General features: G+C 73.0%; 9 protein-coding genes. 1 reads left to right on the top strand and 8 read right to left on the bottom strand.

What is annotated here, in order from left to right:
• Positions 1–10: 10 nt before the first annotated feature.
• The 8 genes from AC3ET3_RS18970 to AC3ET3_RS19005 all read right to left on the bottom strand — a co-directional run bounded on the left by AC3ET3_RS18970 (position 11) and on the right by AC3ET3_RS19005 (position 11,372).
• Positions 11–1,300: a hypothetical protein gene (locus tag AC3ET3_RS18970; protein ID WP_435612545.1), complete on the bottom strand. Its 1,290-nt coding sequence runs from the start codon at positions 1,298–1,300 to the stop codon at positions 11–13.
• An 11-nt stretch (positions 1,301–1,311) separates the two neighbouring features.
• Positions 1,312–3,528, bottom strand: coding sequence for a bifunctional glycosyltransferase/CDP-glycerol:glycerophosphate glycerophosphotransferase (locus AC3ET3_RS18975; protein ID WP_435612521.1), 2,217 nt, complete (start codon positions 3,526–3,528; stop codon positions 1,312–1,314).
• A gap of 1 nt (position 3,529) precedes the next feature.
• Complete coding sequence (locus AC3ET3_RS18980; protein ID WP_435612522.1) at positions 3,530–5,803, bottom strand: bifunctional glycosyltransferase/CDP-glycerol:glycerophosphate glycerophosphotransferase; 2,274 nt, start codon at positions 5,801–5,803, stop codon at positions 3,530–3,532.
• Between the two features lie 34 nt (positions 5,804–5,837).
• Positions 5,838–6,548, bottom strand: a complete 711-nt coding sequence (locus AC3ET3_RS18985) for a glycosyltransferase family 2 protein (protein WP_435612523.1) — start codon at positions 6,546–6,548, stop codon at positions 5,838–5,840.
• A 127-nt stretch (positions 6,549–6,675) separates the two neighbouring features.
• Positions 6,676–7,533 (bottom strand): carbohydrate ABC transporter permease, encoded by an 858-nt coding sequence (locus AC3ET3_RS18990; RefSeq protein ID WP_435612524.1) that lies wholly within the window; start codon positions 7,531–7,533, stop codon positions 6,676–6,678.
• Positions 7,530–8,810 (bottom strand): carbohydrate ABC transporter permease, encoded by a 1,281-nt coding sequence (locus tag AC3ET3_RS18995; protein WP_435612546.1) that lies wholly within the window; start codon positions 8,808–8,810, stop codon positions 7,530–7,532. The genes AC3ET3_RS18990 and AC3ET3_RS18995 overlap by 4 nt, the downstream gene beginning before the upstream one ends.
• 61 nt (positions 8,811–8,871) lie before the next feature.
• Positions 8,872–10,254 carry an ABC transporter substrate-binding protein gene (locus tag AC3ET3_RS19000; protein WP_435612525.1) on the bottom strand — a complete coding sequence of 461 codons (1,383 nt, stop codon included), beginning with the start codon at positions 10,252–10,254 and terminating at the stop codon, positions 8,872–8,874.
• A 260-nt stretch (positions 10,255–10,514) separates the two neighbouring features.
• Positions 10,515–11,372, bottom strand: coding sequence for a hypothetical protein (locus tag AC3ET3_RS19005; protein WP_432157346.1), 858 nt, complete (start codon positions 11,370–11,372; stop codon positions 10,515–10,517).
• Between the two features lie 161 nt (positions 11,373–11,533).
• On the opposite strand from AC3ET3_RS19005, the gene AC3ET3_RS19010 reads away from it, so the two are divergent.
• Entirely contained in the window at positions 11,534–12,700 is a 1,167-nt protein-coding gene (locus AC3ET3_RS19010) for a CapA family protein (RefSeq protein WP_435612547.1), read from the top strand.
• Positions 12,701–12,884 lie beyond the last annotated feature (184 nt).

The raw sequence follows: 12,884 nt of genomic DNA on the forward strand, positions 1-12,884 counted from the left end.
CTTGCGCCCGTCACCTCAACGAGTGAGTCCGATCGGCCCGCTCCTGCGCCGGCACCACCACCCGGGCGCGCACCGCCGGCTCCAGCAGCAGCGGCAGTCCCAGCACCGGCAGCAGCCACGCCAGGACGATCAGCCGGTCGCCCCAGATGGTGATGTCGGGGTGCCCCGCCTGGGTGAGGAACCCGGTCGTGGCCGCGGCCGCCACGAACAGCCCCGCCGCGGGCCGCCGCGCCGCCCCCCACGCCCCGCCCGCCAGTGCCACCAGGAACAGCGGCTGCCACAGCTGCCGGCGCAGCCACTCCACCCAGAAGTGGCCCTCCAGCTCCAGCAGCTCCGGCCATGGCCGGGCCCGGTCCGGACGGGTGAAGTGACCGGTCAGCAGGTCCTGCACGCTCTCCGCGGTCGACGGGAGGTGCAGCAGCCGCGCCAGCAGCAGCGTGCCGAGGACCGCGCCGCAGCCCGTCAGCGCCAGCGCCCACGCCGGACGTGAGCCCCCGGCCCCCGCCCCACCGCCGCGCCCGCGGCGCCGCACGAGGAGCAGACCCGCCGCTGCCGCCAGGCACAGCCCGAGGAACAGGGCCTGCGAGTGCTTGACCGTGAACAGCGCCGCCAGGGAGCCGCCCACCAGCCACAGCCCCGCCCGCGCCCGGCCGGTCAGCGCCAGCGCGCACCCCCACACCGCCGCCAGCGTCAGCGCCAGCATCAGTCCCTCGGCCATCGGGCGCATCGCGGTCGTCCCGCACGGCAGCACGTAGTACAGGCCCTGCCCCGCCAGGCACACCGGCGCCGGCGCGCGCAGCGTCCGCAGCACCAGGAACGCCAGCAGCCCGCCCGCCACGGTCACCGCGACACCCGCCGCCCACACCCCCCACGTCACCCCGAACAGGGTGAGGAACGGTAGCAGGAACACCGGATAGCCGGGCCGCGCCTCGAAGATCCGCATGAAGCGTTCCCGGGTGAACGGCACGGTGTGCCCGCCGGTCTGCCCCGCCCGCAGCCGCGCCTCGACGCGGCGCCACCGCTCGGCCCGGCACTCGGCCATGACCCGCGCGGCGGGGTCGGGCCGACGGAAGCGGATCACGTCCACGCTCTGCCGCCGGGCCGCCCACGAGGCCCGCCCGGCGCACCCGTAGTTGATGGTGGCGGCGGCCACCGCCCGCTTGTCCCAGCCGCGCAGGGACAGCGCGTACGACAGGTAGTTGCCGCTGTCGGGGGTGTCCCGGCCGGTGACGTTCGCGAGCTGGAGCAGCGCGAACACGGTGGCCAGGAGCACCACCCAGGCGCGGGTGCGCGGGCGGATCCGCAGCCGTTTCACGTCGCCGCGAGGACGTCGCCGTCGACGCTCGGGCGCGGGCCCGGCACCGTCGCGTCCGGCACCGGCCACGACTCGCCCAGCAGCAGGGTCCGCACCACCCGCTCGGCGGCGCGGCCGTCGTCGAACGTGCAGAACCGCTGCCGGAAGGCGGCCCGCAGCCGGCCGGACTCCTCGTCCCGCCAGTTGCCGGACGCCAGCAGCCAGGCCAGCTCGCGGTAGCTGCGCGAGACATGGCCGGGCGGTTCGGCGGTGATGTCGAAGTAGGTGCCCCGGGTCGCCGCGTACGACGCCCAGTCGTCGGCGTGCACGACGATCGGCCGGTCCAGGTGCGCGTAGTCGAACATCAGGGCGGAGTAGTCGGTGACCAGCACGTCGGAGGCGAGCATGACGTCCTCCACGTGCGGTTCGTCGGTCGCGTCCACCAGAACGCCCCGCCGGTGCAGGTCGGACAGGCCCATGCCGCGCGCCGGGCCGGTCGCCAGCGACGGGTGGAGACGGACCACCAGGGTGTGGCCCTCGCCGAGGTCGGCGGCGAACCGGGCCAGGTCGATCCGGTCGACGTGCCCGCCGCGCCGGTACTCGCGCCGGGTCGGCGCGTACAGCACCACGATGTGGCCCTCCGGGACGCCCAGCCGGGCGCGGACCTCCTCGGCCCGGCCGGCCGGCGGGCGGACCAGGACGTCGTTGCGCGGGCTGCCCGTGCGCACCGAGGTGAAGTGGCACGGGTAGGCCCGCTCCCACACCAGCTCCGAGTGCTCGTTGGCGACCAGGCTGTAGTCCCAGCGGTCGGCGCGGCGCAGCATCTGCGGCACGTCGACGCCGAACCGGGCGCCCGGCCGGTCCAGCAGGTCCGCCGCCATGTACTTCAGCGGGGTGCCCTGGTGGGTGTGGACGTGGACGCTGCCGGGCCGCTTCACCAGCCCGCCGGGCCAGTTGACGTTGTTGACGAGGAACCCCGCGCGGGCGGCCAGCCTGCGGTACTCGGGCGAGTCCAGCAGGACGTGCTCCACGCCCTCGGGCAGCGCGGCGGCCGTCTCCGCGTCGCGCACCACCCACACGCCGCGCAACTGCGGGGCGATCTCCCGGGCCTTGTGGTAGACCGCCCCCGGGTCGCCGAGCACACCCCGGTGGGAGAACGCCGAGTACAGCACGAGCCGCGGGTCGGGCGAGCGGCGGGCCGGCAGCGCCGTGGCCGCGCGGCGCGCCCGCACCCCGGCCGCCGTCCGCACCCGGCCGCCCTGCCGCGCCAGCTCCCGCGCGGCCCGCCGTGCCCGCGCCCCGACCCGGTAGGCGGTGTAGCCGCCCTCCAGCACCCGCAGTTCCCGCGGCACCTCGGCGCCCTCGGGCCGGTGGGCGCGGAACAGCTCGGCGGTGCGCCGGAAGAACTCGCCCTTGTCGGCGGGCGGCAGCCGGTCCGGCTTGGCGAGGATGTCCAGGCAGTGCTCACCGAACTTGCGGTGCAGGTAGGGGCGCCAGCCGGCCAGCGCGGGCCGCGAGTCGACGAACGCGAACACCCGCTCGTACTGGTCGTGCACGTCGAAGTGCTTGCGGCTGGTGGTGGACAGGATGTTGCCCTGGCGGCGCTGCCGGTAGTGCAGGCAGATCCGGTCCAGCGTGGCGATCCGCTCGGCACTGAGCATCACCGGGAACGTCCACGGGGTGTCCTCGTAGTAGCCGGGCGGGAACTCGAAGCCGTTCTTCCCGACGAAGTCCCGCCGGTAGACCTTGTTCCACACCACCATCAGCAGGTCGAGGATCTCGGGGAACTCCTCGGCGGTGAACGGGTCGTCGCGTTCGGCCAGCACCTGGGCCAGGGCGTTGCGGCGGGTGCCGCCCCACCAGTAGGTGCGGGCGTAGTCGAAGACCAGCACGTCCGGGTCGCCGGTGGCGTCGAGCCGGTCGGCGAGGGCGCGCAGCGCGCCCGGAGTGAGGGTGTCGTCGCTGTCCAGGAAGAACAGGTAGTCGCCGGTGGCGTGGGGCGTCCCGGCGTTGCGGGCGCGGCCCAGACCGACGTTCTCCGGCAGGTGCAGCGCCGTCACCCGGGGGTCGCGGGCCGCGTACTCGTCGAGGATCGCGCCGCAGCCGTCGGGCGAGAGGTCGTCGACGGCGATCACCTCGATGTCCCGGTAGGACTGCTCCAGGACGGAGTCGAGGCACTCGCGCAGGAAGCCCTGCACCTTGAAGCAGGGGACGATGATGCTGAAGCGGGGCATGTCAGCTCCTGACCAGGGTCGTCGCGGCGGGGGCGGGGACGCGCTCGGCGAGCGGCAGCACCGGGTCGATCGCCTCCGGCGGCTCGCCGAGCAGCACCCGGCGCACGACCCGCTCGGCGGCCCGGCCGTCGTCGAACTCGCAGAACCGCTCCCGGAAGGCGGCCCGCAGCCGCGCCGACTCCTCGCCGGCCCAGCCGCCGTCACGGAAGAGCCGCGCCAGCTCCTCGGGGGTCCGGGCGACCGGACCGGGCGGGGACGCCATCAGGTCGAAGTACACGCCCCGCGTCTCCCGGTAGACCTCCCAGTCGTCGGCGTAGACGACGACGGGCCGGTCCAGGTTGGCGTAGTCGAACATGATCGACGAGTAGTCGGTGACCAGCGCGTCGGCGGCCAGGGCGACCTCCTCCGAGGACCGGTGCCCGGTGACGTCGATGACCCGGCCGCTGCCGCCCCGCGTGCCCCGGTCGTAGAAGTAGTGGGCGCGCAGCAGCACCACCACGTCCTCGCCGGCCGCCGCGCAGAACGCCTCCAGGTCCAGGCCGGTGTCGAAGCCGCTGCGGTAGTCGCGGTGGGTGGGCGCGTACAGCACGGCCGTCTTGCCGTCCGGGACGCCCAGCTCGCGGCGGATCCGGGCGACGTCCTCGGCGGTCGCCGTGTAGAAGACGTCGTTGCGCGGATAGCCGTACTCCAGGTGCTCGTACGAGCCGGGGAAGGCGCGCTCCCACATCTGGGTGGAGTGGGTGTTGGAGGACAGGTTGTAGTCCCACCGGTCCACCCGGCCCAGCAGCTTGGTGAAGCTGCCGGTCGAGGCGGCGACCACCGGGTACGTCGACTGGTCCACGCCCATCGTCTTCAGCGGCGTCCCGTGCTGCGTCTGCAGGTGCACACTGCCGGGCCGCTTGACCACGCCCTCCGCGAAGTTGGCGTTGTTCACCAGGTACTTGGCGCGGGCCAGCAGCCGCCAGTACCGCCGGCTGCCGATGACGGCCCGGTCGACGCCGTCGGGCACGGTGTGCTCCTGGCCGGGCTCGACGAGGAACACCGACCGGATGTGCGGAGCGAGTTCGGCGGCCTTGGCGTGGATCGCGGCCGGGCTGCAGGCGTAACCGCGTCCCCAGTACGCGCAGTACACCGCCAGGTTCGGGTCGATACGGCGGCGCAGCTGGCGCCGGTAGAACAGGCGGGTGCGCAGCCCCCGCGGGCGCGGCACGCGCCGGGCGGCGGCCGACACCGCCCGGTTGGCGCCGCGCAGCGCCCGGAACGCCGTGTAGGCGCCCGCCGCCAGCAGCCGGTGCTGCACGCCCAGACTGCCGCCCGGCCGGCGGAATCCGGCGGGCCGGTGGTGGCGGTAGAGCCGGCTCGCGCGGCGGAAGAAGGCCCGGCGCATACCGGCCGGCAGCCGGGTCGGATGGGCGGCCGTCCGCAGCACCGCCCCGAAGAGCTGCTCGAACAGCGGCCCCGACCGCTCGGCGGGCACCCCGAGCTCCGCCACCCGGGTGAGCACCAGCTCCACCCCGTCCAGCAGCTCCGCCTGGTGCGGACCCGGCTGGTTCAGCCGGCTGCCCTGCCGGCGCAGCAGGTGCCGTACGACGACCCGGCGCAGCACCGCCGCCCGCTCGGCGTGCAGCATCACCAGGGCGCCCAGCACCAGGTCGGTGAAGCGGCCGTCGGGGAAGGCCAGCCGGTGCTCGGCGAGGAAGGCCCGCCGGTAGACCGCGCTCCACGCCGGGAGCTGCACCCCGGTCAGCCAGGGCGCCTCGGCGGGCGCGAACGCCCCTTCGGGCGCCCTGGCCAGCAGCGGGGCGGCCGGGTTGGCGGGCTCGCCGTCCCACCAGGGGGTGCGCTCGTGCTCGAAGAGCAGCACGTCCACGGGGGCGCCGGTGCCCGGCGTGTCCGCGGTGGCCGGGGTGGCCGGGGTGGGTTCGGGCGCGGGGTCCGGGGCGCCGGTCTCGGTCAGCCGGGCGTCGAGCGCGGCGAGCGCGCCCGGCGCGAGGGTGTCGTCGCCGTCGAGGAAGAGCAGGTAGGCGCCGGTCGCCGTGCGCATCCCGGCGGTGCGGGCCCCGCTCAGCCCGGCGGCCGGCGGCGAGTGCACCGGCGCCACCCGGGAGTCCCGCTCGGCGTACCCGGCGGCGACCGACGCGGCCGGTGCGCCGGGGCCGTCGCAGACGGGGATCAGCTCGAAGTCGCCGAAGGACTGGGCGAGGACGGAGTCCAGCGCCAGGGACAGCCGGCCCGCGACGCCATGGGACGGCACGATGATGCTGAAGCGGGGCATTCTGATCTTTCTCTCGTCGTCCGGTAGGGGCTGGTCACGCCCTGCGGGTACGGCTGGGGCGGCCCGACGGACGCCAGGTGGAGGGCCGGCTCGGAGCGGGCCGGGAAGGACTGGGGGGCATGGGAACTCCCGGAGACGACAACGGTGTTCGGAGGCTCTCGGTGACGGTGCGCGGGCCGGCCGGATGCGGCAGCGTCGCGAGGGGGGAGCGCGCGGACGCCGGTGCGCCCACCGCCCGGTCCGGCGCGCCGGGGGCGCCCGCGCCCGCCGCGGCCGCCGTGCCCGCCGTCGGCACCGGCCGGCGCTCGGCCGACGGCACCACCGATCCCGGCCCGTGCGGCACCGCCCCGAGCATCACCCGCTGTCCGACCCGCCGTACGACCCGCCGTACGAACCGCTCGGCGGCCCGCGAGTCGTCGTACGGGCAGAACCGCGCGAGGGCGCGCGGCGCGCTCGGGGTGAGGGTGTCGTCGCCGTCGAGGCACACCGCGGAGTCGCCGGCCGTCCGCTCCGGCCCCGCCTCGCGCGCGCCTCCCCGGCCCACGTTCTCCGGCAGGCGCAGCGGCCGCACTCGCGCGCCGCGCGCCGCCCGCTCGCCGACGGCCTTCCCGCAGGCGTCCGGCCACCGGTCACCCGCGGCGGTCACTTCGAGATCCGCCCACGACCGGGCGCGCCCCGAATCCGGACACCCGCGCAGGTACGCCTGAACCGGGTACGCGGAGACGATGACACTGAACCTGGGCACGGCACATCCATGGGTCGGCGCGGGCGTTCGGCCCGGGAACGGCCAATGGAGTGACCTGGTTACGGACTCTGCGGCATACGGGGGAAGCGGGCGCACGGCGAGGGGCGCGCGCCCCTCGCCGTCCTCGTCACTTCACGGCGCCCGCCATCACGCCGGACACGAACTGCCGCTGGAACGCGAAGAACACGGCCAGCGGGACCACCATGGAGATGAAGGCGCCGGGCGCCAGGATGTCGACGTTGTTGCCGAACTGCCGTACCTGGGTCTGCAGGGCGACCGTGATCGGCTGGCTGTCGGCGTTGGTGAACACCAGGGCGACCAGCATGTCGTTCCACACCCACAGGAACTGGAAAATGGCCAGCGACGCGACGGCCGGCCCGGCCAGTGGCATCACCACCCGGGCGAACAGCCGCAGTTCGCCCGCGCCGTCCAGGCGGGCCGCCTCCAGCAGCTCGCGGGGGATCTCCGCGAAGAAGTTCCGCAGCAGGAACACCGCGAACGGCAGACCGAAGCCGGTGTGGAACAGCACCACACCCAGGATGGAGCCGAACAGTCCCAGGTTGCCGAACAGTTCGGCGATCGGGATCAGCGCCACCTGCACCGGCACCACCAGCAGCCCCACCACCAGCAGGAACCACCAGTCGCGGCCCGGGAACTCCATCCACGCGAACGCGTAGCCCGCCAGGGAGCCGATCACCACGACGAGCAGCGTGGCCGGAACGGTGATCATCACCGTGTTGACGAGCGAGTCGGTGATGTCGCCGTTGTCCAGCAGCTTCTGATAGCTGTCGAAGGTGAGTTGGGAGGGCTCGCTGAACACCTTCCACCAGCCGTCGGCCCCGATCTCCTCGGGCGCGCGCAGTGACGAGACCAGCAGACTGACGGTCGGCAGCAGCCAGAACAGAGCGACGACGATCAGGAAGGCCCGCACCGCACCGCCGTTGACCTTCTCGACGATCTTCCCGGCGAACGTCTTGGCCGTCATCGCCGCACCTCCCGCCGCAGCCGCCGGATGTTGAACCACATCACCGGGATGACCAGCAGCAGCAGGAACACCGCGATGGCGCTGGCGATGCCGGGCCGGTCCTCCGAGAAGCCCTTGCGGTACAGCTCCAGGGCGAGGACGTTCGCGTCGTCCTGGGAGGAACCCGGGGCGATGATGAAGACCAGGTCGAAGATCTTCAGCACGTTGATCATCAAGGTGACGGTGACGACCGCGAGGACGGGCGCCAGCAGCGGCACCGTGACCTTGCGGAACACCTGCCACTCGTTCGCCCCGTCCACCCGGGCCGCCTCCAGCAGTTCCCGCGGCACACCCGCGAGCCCCGCCGCGATCAGCACCATCGCGAAGCCGGCCCACATCCAGATGTAGGAGCCGATGATCGCGGGAGTGACCAGGGACGGACCGAGCCAGTCCAGACCGTTGTACGGCTCCTCGAAGTTGCTCGCCGGCAGCCGCAGCAACGCCCCGTCCGCCTCCTCCGGCAGCGTGAACGTGCCGTCGGCGGACGCCTTGGCCGACGCCACCACCTCGCCGTCCTTCACCGCCTCGATCCGCATCCCGGCGTAGCCGAGTTCGGAGGCGTCCGGCGCGTTGAGCTCGCCGACGCCCTTGCCGCGCGTGAAGTCCTGCCAGGTGGTGCCGGTGACCTTCCCCGGCTCGGCCCGCGCCGCCCCGGCCGGTCGCGCGCCGCCGGGCATGTTGCCGGGGGCCACCCCGACGAGCGGCAGCAGCACCGGCTGACCGGCGTGGACGGCCGTGCGGGTGACGAAGCCGCCGCCCTGCGCGACCAGCGGCGAGTCCCGTCCCGGATGCGCCTTCGGGAACGCCGACGCCTCCACGAACGTGTCGTGCACGCCCACCCACACCGCGTTGGCGACGCCCTTGTCCGGGTCCTGGTCGTACACCAGGCGGAAGATGATGCCCGCCGCGAGCATCGAGATCGCCATCGGCATGAAGACGACCAGCTTGAACGCCGTGCCCCAGCGCACCCGTTCGGTCAGCACCGCGAAGACCAGTCCGAGGGCGGTGGCGACCGTCGGCGCGAACACGATCCAGACGACGTTGTTCTTCAGGGCGGTGCGGATGCCGTGGTCCGTGAACAGCGCCTTGTAGTTGTCGACGCCGGTGAACCCGTCGCCGGACTGGTCGTAGAAGCTCCGGACGACCGAGTACCCGATCGGGTAGACCACGAGCGCGCCGAGCAGCACCAGGGCGGGCAGCAGGAACAGCGCCGCCACGATCCCCCGGGTGCCGGTCACGCTCTTGCGCGTACGAGGGGCGGGGGCCTTGCCGGCCCCCGCCGTCGCCGACGCCACGACGTCAGCTCCCGTACGCCTGCACCGCGGCCGCCTCCAGCTTCGCCTGCGTGCCCGCCACGTCCGACGGGTTCTTCAGGAAGTCCTGGAGGATCTTCCACTCGCCCTTGCCGGGCGTCCCGCCGAACGCCTGGGGCGTCTGGTCCGACATGTCGAAGCGGAAGTCGTCGCCCGACGCGACCAGTGCCTCGGCGATCCTGCGCTGCACGTCGTTCGGGTACACCGACGCGTCGACGTTCTTGTTCGGCGAGAGGTAGCCGCCCAGCTTCGCCTGGATCTGAGCCGCGTCCGGCGAGGCCAGCCAGGTCGCCAGCGCCTGCGCGCCCTCGGAGTCCTTCAGAATGACGGCCGCGTCACCGCCGGAGACCACGGGAGCGGCGCCGCCCACGCTCGGGAACGGGAACACCTTGGCCTGCTCGCCGACCTTCGCCTTGGTCTGCGCGATGTTCACCTGCACGAAGTCACCCTCGTACACCATGGCCGACTTCGGCTGCTCACCACCGGTGAAGGTGTTGCCGACGGAGTCCGTGAACGACGTCTGCAGCGCGCCGGAGCGGCCGCCCGCGAGCCAGTCGTCCTTGCCCCAGATCTGCGCCAGCGTGGTCAGGGCCTCCTTCACCGAGGGGTCCGTCCACTTGATCTCGTGCCGGGCGAGCTGGTCGTACTTCTCCGGGCCGGCCTGCGAGAGGTACACGTTCTCGAACCAGTCGGTCAGCGGCCAGCCGTCCGCGCCCGCCACGGAGAACGGGGTGACGCCGGAGTCGTACACCGTCCGCGCGGTCTTCAGCAGGTCGTCCCACGTCTTCGGCTCACTCGCCCCGGCGTTCTCCAGGACCGTGGCGTTGTACCAGACCAGCGACTTGTTGGCGGCCTTGTAGTACACGCCGTACTGCTTGCCGCCGACCTTGCCTATGTCCTGCCAGCCCTGCGAGTAGTTCTTCGTCAGCTCCGCGAGCGCCTTGTCGCCGAGCGGCTTGGCCCAGCCCTTGTCCACGGCCTGCTTGATCGCGCCGGGCTGCGGCAGCATCGCCACGTCCGGCGGGGCGCCGCCCGCGATCTTCGACCCGAGGAAATTGATGATCGGGTCCTGCGCGGGCACGAAGGTGACCTTCGCGCCGGTACGTTTCTCGAACTCCGCCAGGACCTTCTTGAAGTTGGCCTGCTCCGGGCCCGTCCACACGGCCGCGACCTCCAGGGTCGTGCCGTTCAGCCGGGGAAGGCTCACCCCGGAGTCCGTGGCGGGCGCGGTGCCGCGGGCGTCGCCGCCGGTGTCGTCGTCGTTGTCGCCGCCGCACGCGGTGAGCGAGAGCGCCAGCGCCCCCGCCGCCAGGACCGCCGCGGTCCGCACGGTCCGGCTCCTGTGGATGGTGTTGCTCGTCCTGCGCATCACTGCCCCGTTCTTCGTGCCTCGTCGAACGTTCGAGCGCTGTCCCGTGGGCTCTGGTCTACGCCGGGCACGGAAGGTCGGCAAGTGCGCGTGCCCTGTCAACCCGGGGATCGTGACCGCCTCGTGACGGGGCGTCGGAAAACGGGCGGTGCGAAGTCCCGGACGGCGGGTCCCGGTGCGGACCGGTGCCCCCGGGTGATGAGTGACCCCGCGACGGCCGTGCCGACGGGGCGGTGGGGCGGGGCCGCCGGCCGACTCGGTCAGCCGCCGACCGCCCAGCTCCGCAGCAGGCCCTCCAGGGCGTCCGCCGTGTCGTCGGACTCGGACCCGTCGTCCCGGGCCTGGGGCGCCAGCTCCACGTGCAGGAACGTGGCGTGCCGGCGTTGCGCCGACCGGCCCTGCACGTTGGTGGTGCCCTCCAGCGGGCAGCGCGCCGACCAGCCCCGGCACACGCGCAGCCCGTCCGCCTCCATGCGGTCGGCCAGCGCGGAGGCCTCGCCTACCCCACCGAGCGAGGCGCCCCCGGACAGGATGGCCTCGTAGGGGCGGTCGGACGACCTGGCGAATCCGTGGACCTGGAGGGCGGGCACGTCACGTTTCTGGAGTTCCAGGGCGACGGTGTGGAAGACGCTGTCCTCGCGGTGGGCGACGTCCGCGGAGCCGTCCCGCCCGGCCCGCCGGTGGGCACCGGCCAGGACCAGGGAGCCGCCAGGGGTGTCCTCGAGCAGCCGCAGGCCGAGCGACTCGGTGTTCTGGTCGGAGACCGGGTGGGGCACCTGCACGTTCCAGTGCACGGCCGAGTCCGCGGTGAGGTAGAGGCGGCCCCAGTGCGCGGCCCTGCCGTCGCGGGCGGCGGCGACCTCGTCGTAGCGGCGGCCGGAGCCGGTGTCGGTGAGGCGGGTCACACGCAGGCCGACGGGGTCCAGCGCGCGTTCGGCCCGGGCCGCGTCTCCGTCGAGCAGGTGACCCACGCCACGCGCGATCTGCTCGCGCTCGGAGGCGCTGGGCGGGTCGTACGGGCCGTCGGGGTGGAGCCCGGACGTGTACGTGAGGACGCGGTCGCGGAGGTCGACCAGTTCGTGGGCCCGCGGAGCCGACGGCTCCGGCTCGTCCTCCACCGCCGACTGGCATCCGGCCAGCGCCCATACCAGCCCCGCGACACAGAGAGCGAGAGTGAAACGTGATGTTCTTGTGACGGCCGAGGCGGGGGTGGCTTTACATCCTGTGTGAGCATGTCTCAGTGACATTTAGTAGGTCTTTCCGCATAGCTCGCGTGCTCATGGTCCTGGGCCTCATGGCCGGCCTGACCGCGGCCTGCGCCTCCGGTACACCGAAGGCGCAGGTCAAGCCGGGCGGACGAAGCTTCACCGTGGCCGCGGCCGGCGATGTGCTCATCCACCCCGAGCTGGTCGCCCAGGCGGCCAAGGATGCCGAAAAGACGGGCAACGGCAAGGACGGTCTGGACTTCGGACCGCTCATGGCCGGTGTGAAACCGATCATCAGCAAGGCCGACCTGGCCATCTGTCACATGGAGACACCCGTCGGTACGCCCGAGGGCCCCTTCGAGGGCTACCCCGAATTCCTCGTGCCACCGCAGATCCTGACGACCCTGAAGGATGTGGGGTACGACACCTGCTCGACGGCCTCCAATCACACGTACGACCACGGCCTCAAGGCCGTGCGGCGCACTCTGGACGCGATGGACAAGGCAGGTCTCGGGCACACCGGGTCCGCGCGGACACCGGAGGAAGCAGAACAGATCAACATCCGTGACGTCAACGGAGTCAAGGTCGCCCACCTCGCCTACTCCTGGGAGTCCTTCCTGAACCCCACCCCGGAGAAGGAGCGCTGGGCGTTCAACCGGATCGACACCCAGGACATCAAGGACGCCGAGGCCCGGGCCCGCAAGCAGGGCGCCGAGGTGGTGATCCTCTCGCTCCACTGGGGGCTGGAGCACTACAACGAGCCGAGCGTCCCCCAGCTGGAGCTGGCCGAGCGGATCACCAAGGAGACCGGCATCGACCTGGTGATCGGCCACCACGCCCACGTGGTGCAGCCCATCCAGAAGCTGAACGGCACCTGGGTCGCCTACAGCGTCGGCAACCAGGTGGCCCGGCACTCCTCGCCGACCGGGCTCACCGAGGAGGGCGCGATCGGCTGGTTCGAGTTCAGGGAGACCACCGACGGCGGCTGGGACGTCCAGGCCCGCTACCGCACCACGCTGGTCGAGATCCCGCCGGAGCTGGAGGACGGCGAGAAGGCGCCCGCGGACGCGGTCGAGGACATCCGGGTGGTGGACGTGCAGAAGGGGATCGACCACCCCGGCGACCTGCCCCGCAACCGGCTCGCCCGCTACCGGCTCGCCGAGGACCGGACCCGTGGCTTCCTCTACAACCGGGGCGCCCCCGGCGGAGACGGACTGGAGCGGCTCTCGCTGGGCGCGTGACGAACAGCACAGCCGTGGCGTACGAGCACAACCCTCGCCCGCCTCGGCAGTCATGGAAGACGGAAACGGCCGGCACGGCCGCGCACACGACGGCCTCTACGCGTGCTGAGCGTACGAAGAGGCGAAGGACTCACCGGTGACTTCAACCGAAGGCGGCGCACGCCCCGTGCGCAGAGGACGGCGG

The organism is Streptomyces sp. bgisy159, assembly GCF_057707805.1.